At 70.4% G+C, this 15,422-nt stretch carries 11 protein-coding genes; 5 read left to right on the plus strand and 6 right to left on the minus strand.

Annotated elements, in window-relative coordinates; translation table 11 throughout:
* Positions 1 to 43: 43 nt before the first annotated feature.
* Together AB0J16_RS48040 and AB0J16_RS48045 are read left to right on the plus strand one after the other, a co-directional pair.
* Positions 44 to 1,183: a HAMP domain-containing sensor histidine kinase gene (locus AB0J16_RS48040; protein ID WP_358552788.1), complete on the plus strand. Its 1,140-nt coding sequence runs from the start codon at positions 44 to 46 to the stop codon at positions 1,181 to 1,183.
* Positions 1,180 to 1,836: a response regulator transcription factor gene (locus AB0J16_RS48045; RefSeq protein WP_357957377.1), complete on the plus strand. Its 657-nt coding sequence runs from the start codon at positions 1,180 to 1,182 to the stop codon at positions 1,834 to 1,836. The genes AB0J16_RS48040 and AB0J16_RS48045 overlap by 4 nt, the downstream gene beginning before the upstream one ends.
* Here the strand turns inward: AB0J16_RS48045 and AB0J16_RS48050 are convergent.
* Entirely contained in the window at positions 1,833 to 3,272 is a 1,440-nt protein-coding gene (locus AB0J16_RS48050) for a helix-turn-helix domain-containing protein (RefSeq protein ID WP_358552909.1), read from the minus strand. The two genes, AB0J16_RS48045 and AB0J16_RS48050, sit on opposite strands and share 4 nt — an antisense overlap.
* Positions 3,273 to 3,563: 291 nt before the next feature.
* Between AB0J16_RS48050 and aceA the strand changes: the two genes are divergently transcribed.
* The gene (gene aceA / locus AB0J16_RS48055) at positions 3,564 to 4,850 is read left to right on the plus strand and encodes an isocitrate lyase (protein ID WP_358552790.1); all 1,287 of its coding nucleotides are present in this window, start codon (positions 3,564 to 3,566) and stop codon (positions 4,848 to 4,850) included.
* A gap of 95 nt (positions 4,851 to 4,945) precedes the next feature.
* Here aceA and AB0J16_RS48060 read toward each other — a convergent pair whose 3' ends face one another.
* The 5 genes from AB0J16_RS48060 to AB0J16_RS48080 form a co-directional block, all read right to left on the minus strand.
* On the minus strand, positions 4,946 to 7,171 hold the full coding sequence (locus AB0J16_RS48060; protein WP_358552792.1) for a protein kinase: 2,226 nt from the start codon (positions 7,169 to 7,171) through the stop codon (positions 4,946 to 4,948).
* A 2-nt stretch (positions 7,172 to 7,173) separates the two neighbouring features.
* Positions 7,174 to 9,819 carry a protein kinase gene (locus tag AB0J16_RS48065; RefSeq protein WP_358552794.1) on the minus strand — a complete coding sequence of 882 codons (2,646 nt, stop codon included), beginning with the start codon at positions 9,817 to 9,819 and terminating at the stop codon, positions 7,174 to 7,176.
* 92 nt (positions 9,820 to 9,911) lie between these two features.
* The gene (locus AB0J16_RS48070) at positions 9,912 to 11,447 is read right to left on the minus strand and encodes a protein kinase (protein WP_358552796.1); all 1,536 of its coding nucleotides are present in this window, start codon (positions 11,445 to 11,447) and stop codon (positions 9,912 to 9,914) included.
* A 194-nt stretch (positions 11,448 to 11,641) separates the two neighbouring features.
* Positions 11,642 to 12,475 carry a siderophore-interacting protein gene (locus AB0J16_RS48075; RefSeq protein ID WP_358552798.1) on the minus strand — a complete coding sequence of 278 codons (834 nt, stop codon included), beginning with the start codon at positions 12,473 to 12,475 and terminating at the stop codon, positions 11,642 to 11,644.
* Positions 12,476 to 12,637: 162 nt separating this feature from the next.
* Entirely contained in the window at positions 12,638 to 13,612 is a 975-nt protein-coding gene (locus AB0J16_RS48080; protein WP_358552800.1) for an alpha/beta hydrolase, read from the minus strand.
* Between the two features lie 130 nt (positions 13,613 to 13,742).
* Between AB0J16_RS48080 and AB0J16_RS48085 the strand changes: the two genes are divergently transcribed.
* Both AB0J16_RS48085 and AB0J16_RS48090 read left to right on the plus strand, forming a co-directional pair.
* Positions 13,743 to 14,639, plus strand: a complete 897-nt coding sequence (locus AB0J16_RS48085; RefSeq protein ID WP_358552802.1) for an ABC-2 family transporter protein — start codon at positions 13,743 to 13,745, stop codon at positions 14,637 to 14,639.
* Complete coding sequence (locus tag AB0J16_RS48090; RefSeq protein WP_358552804.1) at positions 14,632 to 15,420, plus strand: ABC-2 family transporter protein; 789 nt, start codon at positions 14,632 to 14,634, stop codon at positions 15,418 to 15,420. The genes AB0J16_RS48085 and AB0J16_RS48090 overlap by 8 nt, the downstream gene beginning before the upstream one ends.
* Positions 15,421 to 15,422: the final 2 nt, after the last annotated feature.

Genomic DNA, 15,422 nt, shown 5'->3' on the forward strand with positions numbered 1-15,422 from the left:
GCCTGTCATACCGTTGTTAGGTCCCTTCGGGCATGCTGGGGGCGTGATCAGGCTGCGTAAGGGCACGGTGGGGGCCCGGTTCACGATCTTGTACGCCGGGGTGTTCCTGCTGTCCGGCGTCGTGCTGCTGGCCCTGACCTTCGTGTTGTCCGACACCGAGGTCGCCTCTGTGGGACCGCCCCCGCCTGGCGGCGACGGCATGACCGGGGCGCAGCGGCACATTCTCCAGTTGCAGCGGCAACTGGGCGACACGGAGGCGAACCAGTCCCGGCAGCTGCTGGTCGGCTCCCTGCTCGCGCTGGTGGTGATGGCGATCGTGTCCCTGCTGGTCGGCCGGGCGCTGGCCCGCCGGGTGCTGCGCCCGCTGCGGCTGATCACCGCGGCGACCAGGCGCATCTCCGCCGACAATCTGGACCGGCGGCTGGCCGTCAGCGGCCCGGCCGACGAGGTGAAGGACCTCGCCGACACCATCGACGGCCTGCTGGAACGGCTGGAGGCGTCGTTCGCCGCCCAGCGCCGGTTCGTCGCCAACGCCTCGCACGAGCTGCGGACCCCGCTGGCGACCATGCGGGCCTCGTTGGACGTCGCGGTCGCCAAGCCCGGCGTGCCGGCGCAGACGCTCGTCGTGGGTGATCGGCTGCGCACCCAGCTGGACCAGGTGGATCAGCTGCTCGACGGCTTCCTGGTGCTGGCCCGGGCCCAGCACGGCGCCCTGGCCGAGGCGGCCGGCGTCGACCTGGACGATCTGGTCACGCGAGCGCTGAGCGGCCATTCCGCCGGGATCGCGGCGAAACGGCTGACCGTGACCACACAACTGCGGGCCGCGGACGTCCGGGGCGATGCCGCGCTGCTCTCCCGGATGGTGCAGAACGTGATCGACAACGCCGTGGCGCACAACGAGGAGGACGGCTGGATCCACGCCGAGACCGTCCGAGAGGGCGCTGAGGTCCGGTTCGTCGTACAGACCGGCGGACGCGTCCTCACCCAGGGAGACGTGGACCGGCTCGCGAGGCCCTTCGAACGGCTCGGCGCCGATCGCACCGGCTCCGAGAACGGCTCCGGCCTCGGGCTGTCCATCGTGGCGGCGATCGCGGCGGCGCACGGCGGACGGCTCGACCTGCTCGCCCGGCCGCAGGGCGGCCTGGGGGTCTCGATCGCGCTGCCGGCCGGGGCGGCGGCATGAGGATCATGGTGGTCGAGGACGCGCGGCCGCTCGCGGAGGTGGTCGCCGAGGGGCTGCGCGATCAGGGGATGGCGGTCGACATCACCTACGACGGGCTGAGCGCCGCGGCCAAGCTGGAGCTCACCGAGTACGACGTCGTGGTCCTGGACCGCGACCTGCCCGGCCTGCACGGCGACACGCTCTGCCAGATGATCAGCGAGCGGCCGGACCGCCCGATGGTGCTGATGCTGACCGCGGCCGGGGCGCCCGGCGACCGGGTCAGCGGCCTGACCCTCGGCGCCGACGACTACCTCGCCAAGCCGTTCCACTTCCCGGAGCTGGTCCTGCGCGTCCAGGCGCTGGCCCGCCGCAGGCCGGACGCGCGCCCGCGGACCCTGCGCGCCGCCGGGATCGAGCTGGACCCGATCCACCGGACCGCCGTGCGCGACGGAAGGCAGCTGAACCTTTCGGTGAAGGAGTTCGCCCTGCTGCAGGCGCTGCTGCGGGCGAGCCCCGGCTTCCTCAGCGCCGAAGAGCTGCTGGAGCGGGTCTGGGACGAGAACGCCGACCCGTTCACCAACACCGTGACCGTGACCATCGGGCGGCTGCGCCGCAAGCTGGGCGAACCACCGGTCATCACCACCACCCCCGGCGTGGGCTATCGGCTCGCCTAGATCACTGCGGCGTGCCGTTCCAGGAAGGTGTAGACGTCGGCCTCGTCCACTCCGGGGAACGACCCCGGCGGGAGTGCGGCCAGGATGTGTGAGTTGGCACGGGCCGAGGGCCAGGCGTAGCCCTCCCAGCGTTCGGCCAGCTCGGTGGGCGGGCGGCGGCAGCAGTCGCCGTTGGGGCAGTTGGATTTGGTGCGATTGGTGGTCTCCCTGCCCCGGAACCACCGCGACTCCCTGAACGGCACCCCGAGCGTGATCGCGAAGTCCCGCTCCCGCGACGGGTCCACGTGCGCGACGCAGAAATAGGTGCCGGTGGGCGAGTCAGAGTACTGGTAGAACACCGAGAACCGGTCCGGCGAGGAGAACACCTGGCGGCCCGACCACTGCAGGCACATCCGCTGCCCCTCGATCGCCCCCTGCTCGTCGGCGGGGAAGACGATCCCGTCGTTCTCATACGCCTTGTAGATCGTGCCGCCCGCGTCGTTGCGGACGAAGTGGCAGACCAGATCGAGGTGGTGGGTGGCCAGGTTCGTGAAGCGGTGGGCGGCCATCTCATAGGACACCGCGAACACATCACGCAGGTCCTCCACCGACAGCGCCCGGTCCGACTTGGCCTCCTGCAAGTAGAGGGCCGCGGCCTTCTCCGGTACGAGCACGGCGGCGGCGAAGTAGTTGGCCTCGGTGCGCTGACGCAGGAAGTCGGCGAAGTCGCGCGGCTTGCCGTGGCCGAGCGCGAGGTGACCGAGGGTCTGCAGCAGGATCGTCCGAGGGGTGTGCATACCGAGTTGCTCGTGCTTGACATAGATGCGGCGGTTGCGGAGGTCGGTGATGGAGCGTACGGATCTGGGGAGGTCCTGAGCCGTGTGCACCGTGAAGCCGAAATGGGTGACAAGGCCCTGGACCGTGCTCTGGGACAGGGCGCCGGTGCGGTAGCCGACCGAGGTCAGCGCCTCGGCGGCGGCCTTCTCGATCTCGGGGAAGTAGTTGCCGACCTCGCGCTGGCGGCGTCTCAGCTCGGCGTTCGCGACCCTGGCCTCTTCCGGGGTGGCGGTGCCTCGCGCTTGCCGGGCGCGCAGCTCTCCGTACAGGCCGAGGAGGTGTTCGAGCACGTCGTTCGGCACGCGCGCGGAGACCTTGAGCCGCGGCAGGCCGAGGCTCGCGTAGATCGGGTCGCGCTGGGCCTCTTCCAGGGCGATCTCGAGCTGGGCGCGGCGGTTGGGCGGCTGACGGCGCAGGAGCTCCTCGACGGGGACGCCCAGCGCGGCGGCCAGCGACTTGAGCAACGTGAGCTTCGGTTCGCGCTTGCCGTTCTCCAGCAACGACAGCTGGCTGGGCGCCCTGCTGACCCGCGTCCCCAGGTCGGAGAGGGTCAGGCCACGCTGTTTGCGCAGGTGACGAAGGCGTTGCCCAAACGCGAGGAGATCAAGCTCCTGCGTCAAAGACAGCGGTTCTTCGCCTAGCAAGGACGCCATGCGAGCATCTTAGACAGAAATTCCGGCCATTTTCTAGACATCGGAGGTCGGAGTGCCGGGGGTGCCACAGGCTCCCGGAGTCCCATCACATTGGTCTAGTCCATATGGAAAACTTGCCGTTTATTCTCCGCTTAACAACGGACAAACCTTCATATATCGCGAAATTTGCTGCTTCTTCTGCTCGAAGGAGGCTATTTTGCCGCGTCAGCCCGGGCACAGACTCGGCACAGGCCCCAGGGGACGACAAAGGAGTGAAAAATGAACGATCGCCTCAAGGGAGCTGCTGAGCAGCTGCAGGACGAATGGGACAACGACCATCGCTGGGCGGGCGTCGAACGGACCTACAGCGCCGAGGACGTGATCAAGCTTCGCGGGAGCGTCCAGGAGGAACACACGCTGGCCCGGCTCGGCGCCGAGCGGTTGTGGGGCCTCCTGCACACCGAGGACTACGTGCACGCGCTCGGCGCGCTCACCGGCAACCAGGCGGTGCAGCAGGTGAAGGCCGGACTTCAGGCCATCTACCTGTCCGGCTGGCAGGTCGCGGCCGACGCGAACCTGGGCGGCCACACCTACCCGGACCAGAGCCTGTATCCGGCGAACTCCGTGCCCGCCGTCGTGCGCCGAATCAACAACGCGTTGCTGCGGGCCGACCAGATCACCTGGTCGGAGGGCCTCCAGGACGCCCCGCACTGGCTCGCGCCGATCGTGGCGGACGCCGAAGCGGGATTCGGCGGCGTTCTCAACGCCTTCGAGCTCATGAAGGGCATGATCGCCGCGGGTGCGGCGGGCGTGCACTGGGAGGACCAGCTCGCCTCCGAGAAGAAGTGCGGCCACCTAGGCGGCAAAGTGCTGATCCCGACCGGCCAGCACGTCAAGACGCTGAACGCCGCCCGCCTGGCCGCCGACGTGGCCGGGGTCCCGACACTGATCATCGCGCGGACCGACGCCCAGGCCGCGACGCTCCTGACCAGTGACGTGGACCCCCGCGACCAGGTCTTCGCCACCGGCGAGCGGACCGCCGAGGGCTTCTACCGAGTCCGCAACGGCGTCCAGGCGTGCATCGCGCGCGGCCTGGCCTACTCACCGCACTCCGACCTGCTCTGGATGGAGACCGGCACGCCCGACCTCGACGTCGCCCGCGAGTTCGCCGAGGCGATCAAGGCCGAGTACCCGGACCAGATGCTGGCCTACAACTGCTCACCGTCGTTCAACTGGAAGAAGCACCTGGACGACTCCACGATCGCCAAGTTCCAGCGGGAGCTGGGGCACATGGGGTACAAGTTCCAGTTCATCACGCTGGCCGGGTTCCACTCGCTGAACTACTCGATGTTCAACCTGGCTCAGGGGTACGCCTCGGACGGCATGACGGCGTACGTGGACCTGCAGGAGGCGGAGTTCGCGGCCGAGTCGCGCGGCTACACCGCCACCCGCCACCAACGCGAGGTCGGGACCGGCTACTTCGACCTGATCAGCACCGCCATCGCCCCCGACTCCTCGACTACCGCCCTCAGGGGCTCCACGGAGGAAGAGCAGTTCGCCCACTAGTTTCCCAGTCTCGCCGGCCACCTCCAGGGCATGGACAGGTGTTCTCCCGGCGAACCCGGCCGCGCCAGACGTCCCCCCGGCCTGGCGCGGCCACCTCATGCCCTGGCTCTGCTGTACCAGAGGGTGACCGCCTTGAGTTCCGTCGCGGGCCCTTCGGCGAGGACTCGCTGGGTCTTGCCGTTCAGGTCGGCCAGGACCAGCCGGGTGGTGCCTGTCTTGGTGACCGTGGCGAGGAAGTGCTCGGAGTCCAGCCAGCCGTTGAAGACCCTGCTCTTGTCGCCCGGGCTCTTGTCGCCCGGGCTCTTGTCGCCCAGGCTCTTGTCGCCCGAGCTCTTGTCGCTCGGTATGACGGCTCGCCTGGCGCCGGTGGTCGCGTCCCACAGGCAGACGCCCTTGAGCGTGCCCGGGCAGGCCGTGGCGAATACCGTGGCGGTCACCGTACCGATGCGCAGCGTGGCGGTGCCCACGTTCATCAGGTCGCCCTTGTCGCGGAACGAGCGGGCCACCGTGCCGTCCAGGCCGACGAAAGAGATCGCGCCGTCCGTCTCCTGGCGCAGCAGCGTCGAGGCGTCCGGGCCCCAGGAATAGCCGCCCTTGCGCCCTCCGGGCGTCAGGCGGGACCGGACGCTCTTGGTGGCGGCGTCCACGATCACGAATCCCGCTATGTTCAGCGAGCCCGGTCTGCCGGTATAGAGGGTCATGAGCAGGTGACGGCCGTCGGCGTTCCACCTCGCGTCCATCGTGTCGCCGGGTTTGTCCGCGGTGCGGAGCTCGACGTCCTCGCCGGTGGCCGGCGTGACCAGCCTGATCGTGTTGTAGTCGGTACGGCTCAGCGTGGTGACGGACAGGGCGGCCACGTAAGTGCCGCGCGGCGAGACCGTCGGCTGCTGGAAGTTCCCGAAATACTGGAATTTGCCGGCCTTGGCGTCGCGGACATAGGCGGGAGAACCCTCGCCCTGCTGCGCCGTCCCGTAGGCGGAGCTGACCCAGACGGGGTCGGCGGGGTTCTCGTGCAACGTGATCTTGGTGCCGGGGATCTTCACCGTGGTTGTCGAGGTCGTGGGCATCACGTCGTCGGTCGTCGCCGCGCCGGATGACGTCGAGGACGGGCCCCCGGTCTGGGCAGTGGCTGGGGCTCCGGTCCCTGGGACGCTGGTCCCTGGGGTGCCGGTTCCCGTGGCGCCCAGGACGGTCGTACCGGCCTGCCTGATCGTGACGGCCACCGCCGCGACCGCCACCAGCACCGCGGCGGTCCCGATCAACGCCACCCGCCGCCCGGAGCGCCGACCCGGAACCAACGTCGACGGGGACGGCCCAGAGGGAACGGAGGGCACAACAGAAGCCAGCGGCACAGACGGCGATCCGGACTGCGATCCCCCAGACGGGGTCGCAGACGATGAGGCGGCAGCGGGTGCGGCGGTAGTGGGCGAGGCGGCGGCGGTATGCGGGGCACCGGCGGGTCGAGTAGGGGTGGGCGGGGCGGCGGATCTGGTGCCCTCGGTGAGCAGGCCCTGGGGCGGAACCGGATGGCCGAGCAGGGTGAGCAGCGCTCGGGCAGCCGTGGGCCGGGCCGCGGGGTCCTTGGCCAGGCAGCGGGCCACCAGGTCACGCAGGTCGCCGCGCAGGTCGCCGAGGTCGGGTTCCGCCGACAGGATCCGGTTCAGTACGGACGGCAGGTCTCCCGAGCCGAAGGGCGGTTTGCCGGAAGCCGCGCACACCACCGTGGCCGCCCAGGCGAACAGGTCCGCGGGCGGCCCCGCGCCGGCGCCGCCGAACTGCTCCGGAGCCATGTACGGCGGCGTGCCCACCAGATGCTCGCCGGTGAGTTCACTGGAATCCAGCGCCCGGGAGATCCCGAAGTCGATCACCCGTGGACCGTCCCTGCCGAGCAGTACGTTGCCCGGTTTGAGGTCCCGGTGCACCACCCCGGCCTGGTGGATGGCGGTCAGCGCGGTCAGACTGCCGACCGCCAGGCGGCGCAGCTCGGCCGGCCGCAGCGGGCCCCGCTCGGCGAGCACCCTGGCGAGGGAGGGCCCGTCGACGTACTCGCTGATGACGTACGGCACGCCGTTCAGTTCGCCGGTCGCCAGCACGGTCGCCGTACAGAACGCCTTGACCCGTCGCGCGAGCTCGATCTCCTTGGCGAACCCCGCCCACCCCTCATCCCCGGTCGCGTTTGTCAGCAGCTTGATCGCGACGCGCTCCCCCGCCGCCGACTCGCCGAGATAGACGACCCCCTGACCGCCCTGGCCGAGTCGGCCCGCGACGCGGTACGGCCCCACCTGGGCGGGGTCGCCCGCGAGCAAGGGGCGCGGTTCCATGGTCACGGAGCCTTGGGCGCGAACTGCCGGGCGCTTTTGTTCGGGGCGACGTCCGCGAGGACGCGCTTGACCTTGCCCAGGAAGTCCATGATCTCGACGTGGGCCCTTCCCTTCTTGGCGGACTCCTGCACGAGGATGTTGTCCTCGTTGAACCAGCCGAGCACGTAGGAGTCGTCCTTGACGCCGGGCACGGTGGCCGTGCGGTCACCGGTCGTGGCGTCCCAGATGCAGATCTCCTTGTTATTGGGGCAGACCGTCATGAACTTCTTGCCCGACGGGGAATACCAGGAGACGTCGCGGGGCCTGCCCACCCAGTGCATGCTGTGGATGACCTTGCCCGACATGTCGTACGTCTCGATGCCCTGACTCTTGGTGGCGCTGTAACCTCTGGCGATCTTGCCGTCCGGGGTGAACGCGAACGGCAGGCTGCTGGCGTCCTCGTACTGCGCTTCCACGACGGTGGCCGTCCGCGCCTGGACGTCGATGACCGCGAAGCCCGTGATCAACGTCCGTTTGGCGTTCGAGACCGACAGCAGCAGCCGCCTGCCGTCCCGCGACCAGGCTGGGGACCAGGTCTGCGCGGGCTTCTTCACCGTGTTGACGGTGAAGGACTCCTTGGTGTTCAGGTTGGTGAACCGCACCTGATCCGTGTCGGAGCTCTGGAACTTGACCCACGGGTTGAGCGCCACCCAGTCGCCCGTCGGTGACAGGCGCGGCTCCTCGGCCAGGCCGACCTCCTTGAACTGGCCGGACCTGTCCCTGGCGAACGCCTTGTACGGGCTCTTGACCTGGAGGTAGGCGGCCAGCCATACGGGGTCGGCGGAGTTCTCGTGCAGGATGGCGTCGACGTCGGGGAGCTTGACCTCCTTGTCGGCCTTGGGCGCGACGCTGGCGACCGGCGCGCTGGTCACGCTGGGGGTGATCGGGGGCGCGGCGGTGATGACCGAGGTGGGCGCACCCGACGCGGCACCAGACCGTACGGGACCAGTGCCAACAGGACCGGAACTGACGAGACCGGGGCTGACGGGACCGGTCGAAGTCGAACGGAGTGCGGACGGGCCGGAGGCCGCCACGAGCCGCTGGCCGGTCAGCGCGTAGACACCGATGCCCGACACCAGCGCCCCGGCGACGAACGCGGCCACGGCGATCAGCACCCCCCGGCCCCGCCGCACGGGCAGGGCCGCCGCGACACCGTCCGACGCCCGCCCACCTGCCCCATGCCGCTCAAGCCCATCCGGCCCTCGACCGTCCGCCCCCTGCCGCTCCAGCTCATCCGGCCCTCGACTGTCCGACGCCCGCCCGTCCGGCCCTTGACCGCCCGACGCCCATCCGTCCGGCCCTTGACCGCCCGACGCCCATCCGTCCGGCCCTTGACCGCCCGACGCCCATCCGTCCGGCCCCCAACCATCCGGCTCCAGCCCAGCAGGCCCCCGCCGACCATCCGGCTCCTGCCCTGCCGACGCCCGCCCTTCCGGTACCTGCCCGGTCGACCCCTGCCCCTCCCCTGCCTGCCCAGCCAACGACGACCGCCACGGCGACGGCGGCGAATCCGGCGATAACGGCGGCGGCGACTGCGGCGAGGGCGGCTGCGAATCCAGGGAGGAGGAAGGCCGCGGCTGCGAGTCAGGTGGTAACCGTGGCGGCGGCAGGTTGTAGGGCAGCCCGGACGGTGGCGGCAGCCGGGCGGTCAGGAAGTTGGTCTCCCCGACCAGCCGCAGCAGCACCTCACTCGAGGTGGGACGCGAGGCGGGATCCTTCGACAGGCAGGCCACCACCAGGTCGCGCAGGTCCCCGAGGTCGGGCAGGTCGGGCTCGCCGTTGGTGATCCGGTTGACCGTGCCCGCCATCGAGCCGCCGTCGAAGGGAGAGCGGCCGGACGCCGCCGACACCAACGTCCCCGCCCACGAGAACAGGTCGGCCGGGGGCTCGGCGGCGGCCCCGGCGAGCCGTTCGGGCGCGGTGAAGGCGGGCACGTCCACCTTGCGGGTCGTGGCGGACGCCGTGCCCGCCATCGCCCGGCCGATGCCGAAGTTGATCAGCCGCGGCCCGTCGGGGCCGAGCACCACGTTGCCCGGCCGGATGTCGCCGTGGACGACGTTCGCCTGGTGGATGGCCACCAGCGCGGTGACGGTCCCGACGGCGAGCCGGTGCAGCGCCGTATTCCGCAGCCGGGTGCCTGTCGCGGTCGTCCGCTCCAGCGTGGGGCCGTCGATGTACTCACTCACCACGTACGGCCGGCCGTCGTGCAGTCCAGACCCGAGCACCTGGGCCGTACAGAAGGCGGAGACCTCCTGGAAGGGCTCGATCAGGCGCAGGAAGCGCTCCTGGTCGATCTCCGGGTGCAGCAGCTTCACCACGACAAGCTCCGCTGACGGCGGCGGAGCCGACTCGAACTGCGATGGCGACGGCGACGGCGGAGCCGGCTCAACTTCCGACGGCGACGGCAGCGACAACGACGACCCATCCTCCGCCGACGCCGGCGGAATCGTCTCATCCGCCGCCGACGAAGACGGCGGCGGCGGCGGCGATTCATCCGTTCCGGCGAGATTCGGCGTGCCGACGAACACGTCCGGGCCCAGCCGTCCGATCAACCGGTACACACCCACCTCGACGGGCTCTTCCTCGCGCAGCGGTTCGAACTCCGGCATCCGGATTTCTCCTCCCGGCACAACCAGGCCGTAGATCACCAATTGTGGTGACTTGCCGCCAGGAATTGCAGGGGTTGCCAGCGATCCGGGACTCAGGAGGAGCCGGTGGGCGGAGCGGTGGCCGTTTCCGATACCGATGGGGTGATCGACGGGTCCGGCGACTCGCCGGGGCCGTCCTGCGGGATCGTGGTGATGGACGCCGACGGTGGCGGGCAGTCGCGCCTGGCCGAGCCGCCGCGTCTCTTCCCCGCGGGGCCGGCGCAGCCGCCCGTGTCAGCGTCGCCCGGTTCGCCCGGCTCGTACGTGGTCGGCGGATGCCAGGCGGCCTTCCGCTCGGGCGAGGGGTCGAGCACGATGACCGGGGCGCTCGTGCGGGCCCGGGTGGCGGACACCGGCGGCGAGGTGATCGCCGTGCCCGCGACGGTGGCCGGGACGCTGGTCAAAGGCATGATAGCGGGGCGCCTGGTGGAGTCGGCCGTCTCGTACGGCTGGACGACGGGCCGGTTCTCCGACGGCGGAGAGGCCCCGCCGATGCTCGGACCACCAACGCCGCCCGACGCCGCGATCACGGTGACGGCCGCGATGGAGACCGTGGCCAGCGCCGCGAAGGTGGCGTGCGACAGGTGCGCCCCGGCCTTGGCCCTGCGTCCGCGCTTCGGCGTGGTCGTCGCCTCCTCGCCGGTCTCGGGCGCGAGCCGTACTCCTTCGCCGGTCTCGGGCGCGAGCCGTAGCCTGCCCGCTCCCGGCGGATAGGGCACGGGCGTCCAGATCTCGGCGAGTACGCCCGCCACCGCGGTCCGCAGGTCCCACGGATCGCCCACGCCCCCGGCGGCGAGCAGGACGCGTAACAGGTCGGCGGCCTTGGGCCGGTCGCCGGGCGCCTTGGCCAGCGCCGCCTCGACCGCGGGCCGCAGCAGGGCGGGCACGCCCTCGACGCGCGGCGCCTCGAACAGGATGCGGCGGGTCAGCACATCGGCCTCGCCGCCGCCGAACGGGTGGTGCCCCGTGGCGGCGAACGCCACCAGGCAGCCCCACGCGAACACGTCCGACGCGGGCACGGCGGGCCCGCCGGTCAGCCGCTCGGGCGCCACCCAGCCCGGACTGCCCATGACCTGCCCCGCCTGCGTGTGCGCCGCCAGCGTGTCGACGTCTCGGGCGATGCCGAAGTCGATCACTCGCGGCCCGTCCTCGGACAGCAGTACGTTGCCCGGCTTGAGGTCGCGGTGGACCAGCCCCGCGTCGTGCACGGCGACCAGCGCCGCCGCCACGCCGAGCCCGGCGCCGTAGGCCAGGTCGGGCGTGAGCGGACCGCGCGCCATCACGACCTGGGACAGGGCGGGGCCTGGAATGTACTCGGTGACCAGGTACGGGCGGTCCCGGTCGGTGCCGTCCTCGATCACGGCCGCGGTGCAGAAGGGCACGATTCGCCGCGAAAATCCGACTTCCTCCGCGAAACGGGCCCGCAACGTGGGATCGTTGAGGTGTACCGCGTGCGGCGTCTTCAACGCCACCAGACCGCCCCGCGGGTGTTCGGCCAGATAGACCACCCCCATGCCGCCGATGCCGAGGCGGCCGAGGAGCAGGTATCTGCCGATGATGACCGGGTCGCCCACCGTAAGCGGCCGCACGCCTGGAGGCATGTCGCTCGCACCACGCGCCATCGGTTCTCCGCTCGCTGTCTGGGACACGGCCAAAGCACACTGTCGTCCCATTCGAGCGGGGTTTCCGCATGGTTTTCACAAGGGGTATCGGAGGTAAGGCGGTCGTGCCTCCACAGTAAGTAAGCGGTGTGACTCGATGGCCTGAAGTGGCGTTTTACCACCTAGCCGAGCGCCGCGGCCTCCTCGGCCTCGACCTGGCGGTTCCAGTCGCGCTTCGCGGCTCGCCAGCCCTCGTCGTCGGCGCCGAGCCGCCAGTAGCCGGAGATCGACAGCTGCTCCATCGGCACCTTGCGCTCAACTCGGAGATGGCGGCGCAACTCCTTGACGAACCCCGCCTCACCGTGGACGAACGCGTGCACGTCACCGTCCGGGAACTCCAGCTCGCGCACCGCCTTCACCAGCGCCTCACCGACGGGCGCGCCGTCGCGGTGCAGCCAGACGAGCCGCGTCTCACCCGAGACCCGCAGTTTCTGCTCCTCCTCCGGCCCGTCGACCTCGATGAAGGCGTAGGCGGTCGCGCCACCGGGCAGCGTCTCCAGCGCGGCCGCGATAGCCGGAAGCGCGCTCTCGTCGCCGACGAGCAGATGCCAGCCCGCCTCCGGGCGCGGCGCGTAGGCGCCGCCGGGGCCGAGCATGTACAGCTCGTCACCGGGCACGGCCCGCGCGGCCCACGGCCCGGCGATGCCCTCCTCGCCGTGGTAGACGAAGTCGAGCGTCATCTCCCCGGCGTCGGGGTCCCAGGCGCGCACGGTGTAGCTGCGCAGCCGCGGCCAGACCTCCCGTGGCATGGTCTCGCGTACATGCTGAACGTTGAACGGGACCGGATAGTCGACCCCCTCGTGCGGGAAGACCAGCTTGACGTAGTGATCGGTGAGACCCGAGGTGGCGAAGTCCCGCAGATCCTCACCGCCGACCACGACACGGATCATGTGCGGCGTGATCCGCTCCGTACGTATCACTACGCCACGATGGTGATCTCTGGGCTTGTCAGCCATCGGAACACTCCTCAATATTAGGTATGCCTAACCTACACCCTGATTACCGGTTCGGTCAGGGCGAGCGGCCACGGGTAACGACAAAGACCTGTTCCTGCACACCATTCACTCGCCGCGACCCATCCAGCATCGCATCACGACGACCACCCTGGACCCCAGGGGTCAGGCCGCGTCCTCCAGCGAGGACGACCGCACCGCCGCGACCGCGGCGAAGAACCTCGCCATGTGCCGGAAGGCCAGCCTGCCCTCGGGCAGCACATCGGCCAGGATCGGGAACACGTGCGGCATCCGCCGCCACTCCTCGTACGTCACCGGCACCCCCGCCAGCCTGGCCTTGACCGCCACGCGCCGGGCCTCGTCCCTGAGCACCTCCGTCGAGCCGGTCACGATCATGAGCGGCGGCAGACCGGTGAAGTCGCCGAGCACGGGCGAGAGGAGGGGGTCGCGCGAATCCAGGCCGGAGGTCCAGCGCCGGGCCAGCCAGCGGATGCGACTGGCCGACAGCATCGGGTCCTGCCAGCGGTTCGCCCGCTTGGGCAGGTCGGTCAGGTCGGCCCAGGGCGACAGGCAGACGGCGGCGGCCGGGAGCGGCAGGCCGCGGTCACGCAGGGCGAGCAGGGTGGCGAGTGTGAGGTGCCCGCCCGCCGAGTCGCCGCCGAACAGAACGTCCTCGGGCGCGTACCCCCGCTTCAGCAGGCAGTCATAGGCGTCCAGCGCGTCGCTCAGGGAGTCGGCCAGCTTGTGGATCGGCCCCTGGCGGTAGTCGAGGGCGAGGACCGGGCGGCGGGCCGCGACGGACAGGCGCCAGGTGATCGGCCGGTGCGTCCTCGGCGAACAGGAGAAGTAGCCGCCGCCGTGGAAGTACAGCAGCACCTTGCCCTCGTCGGGCGCCGCGCCCGCGCGTACCCACTCACCGCCGCACGCGGAGAAGGCGGCCGGCTCGACGTCCACGTGGCCGGGCGGCCGTAACGGCACCAGGCGGCCCAGCTCGCCAAGCCGGGCGGCGCAGTCGATCGTCACGGGGTGGCGCATCAGGAGGTGGGAGGCCGGCTTGAGGGTCCCGCGCATCAGACCGGTGACCGCGCGAGCCTGCCAGCTCAGTGGATAGTCGGGAGCGACGTCCCTGTCCAAGTCCATATATCCCTCCGATGAATCTCCTTCCCCCCAGAACATCGCTCTACTCGCAAGTAAGTATCTCCTCGCTTACGGGACTATTTCCGCGATGTGTCACACCAGGCCGAATAGCGGCCCGCGCGTCGTTATCGCATTGCGAATCGCCGACCGCGGAGCAGATAATTCAAGGCTTCCATCGACCGACCCGCGTGCGGGTCTGGGCACGGTTGGTCACCGTGCCATCACTCTCCGGAGGTGCAAAACCATACCGCTCTATGCCCGGCTGGTCCGGTACGGCTTCCGCAAACACGCCACCTACGTCTGGGCCGCGATCGCGGGCGCCTTCACCAACAGCGTCTTCGGCATCCTTCGCGCCTACATCCTCATCGCCCTCTGGCAGGCCAGGCCCGGCCTGGCCGGTTACGACGTCACCCAGGCCGTCACGTTCTGCTTCATCACCCAGGCCCTGATCGGCCCGATGCAGCTGTTCGGCACGGGCCTGGCCATCCCCGAGCGGATCCGCAGCGGCGACATCGCGCTCGACCTCGTCCGCCCCGCCTCGCTCCTGCTCTGGTCCCTGTCGGAGGACCTGGGCCGGGCCTGCTACCTGTTCCTGGTACGCGGCATCCCGCCGATGCTGCTGGGCGCCGCGCTGTTCGGCGTCACCTATCCGGCCGGACCCGGGCAGTGGCTCGCCTTCCTCGCCGGCTTCCTGGCCGGGATGATCGCCAGCTTCGGCTGGCGCTACCTGGTCTCGCTGTCGGTCTGCTGGCTGATCGACGAGCGTGGCGTGGGGGCGTTCTCGCTGGTGCTCACCACGCTCTTCAGCGGGATGCTGCTGCCGCTCGGCCTGTTCCCCGGCCTGCTCGGCGACCTGGCCAAGGCGCTGCCGTGGGCCGCGATGGTCCAGGCACCCACTGACCTCTACCTCGGCAAGGCGCCCGTCCTGGAGACCCTGGCCTTCCAGAGCTGCTGGGCCGCCGCGCTGCTCGCCGCCGGTGCGCTCGGCACGCGGGCGATCCGCCACAAGGTGGTGATCCAGGGTGGTTAGCACATATTTCCTGCTGGCCTGGACCTGGACCCGCGCCGCGATGGCCTACCCGGCCTCGTTCGTCCTCACGATCGTGCTCGGCCTGTTCGTGGCGGGCACCGACGTGGCGGTGATCCTCATCATCTTCGCCAACACCACCTCCCTGGCCGGCTTCTCCCGCGAGGAGACGCTCTTCCTGTACGGCACGGCGAACCTGGCCTTCTGCCTGTGCGACCTGTTCGTCAGCAACATCGACCGGATCAGCCAGCACATCAAGGCGGGCACGTTCGACACCATCCTGATCAGGCCCGTGAGCGCCTGGATCCAGCTGGCGGCCGACCGTTTCCTGCCGACCCGTGCCGGCCGCGTCCTGCAGGCGGCGATCGTGCTCGGCTACGCGATCAACGCCCTCGGCCTCGACTCCGGGCGGCTCTGGATGGTCCCCGTCATGATCGCGACGGGGGTGGTCATCTTCGGGGCGCTCTGGACGCTGGCCGGGGCGCTGCAGTTCGTGCTGACCGACGCGCCCGAGGTGACCAACGCCTTCACCTACGGCAGCGGCCAGCTCACGCAATATCCGTTCGCGATCTACGGCCGTGACCTGGTGCGCGGGGTGACCTACGCGCTGCCGCTGGCCTTCATCAACTGGCAGCCCGCCCTCTACGTGCTGGACCGGGACGACCCGTTCGGCACGCCGGGCTTCATGCGCTTCCTCGGGCCGGTCGCGGCCCTGATCCTCGCCCTGCTCGCCGGGTTCGCCTGGCGCCTGGGCATCCGGCATTACCGATCCACGGGGAGTTAGGG

Source organism: Nonomuraea sp. NPDC049750 (assembly GCF_040659625.1).
Taxonomy (GTDB): Bacteria; Actinomycetota; Actinomycetes; order Streptosporangiales; family Streptosporangiaceae; genus Nonomuraea.

Excerpts from the sequence above, each read along its gene's own strand:
- AB0J16_RS48045 (WP_357957377.1), top strand. The coding sequence starts at position 1,180 with ATGAGGATCATGGTGGTCGAGGACGCGCGGCCGCTCGCGGAGGTGGTC.
- aceA (WP_358552790.1), top strand. The coding sequence starts at position 3,564 with ATGAACGATCGCCTCAAGGGAGCTGCTGAGCAGCTGCAGGACGAATGG.
- AB0J16_RS48060 (WP_358552792.1), bottom strand. The coding sequence starts at position 7,171 with ATGGAACCGCGCCCCTTGCTCGCGGGCGACCCCGCCCAGGTGGGGCCG.
- AB0J16_RS48065 (WP_358552794.1), bottom strand. The coding sequence starts at position 9,819 with ATGCCGGAGTTCGAACCGCTGCGCGAGGAAGAGCCCGTCGAGGTGGGT.
- AB0J16_RS48075 (WP_358552798.1), bottom strand. The coding sequence starts at position 12,475 with ATGGCTGACAAGCCCAGAGATCACCATCGTGGCGTAGTGATACGTACG.
- AB0J16_RS48080 (WP_358552800.1), bottom strand. The coding sequence starts at position 13,612 with ATGGACTTGGACAGGGACGTCGCTCCCGACTATCCACTGAGCTGGCAG.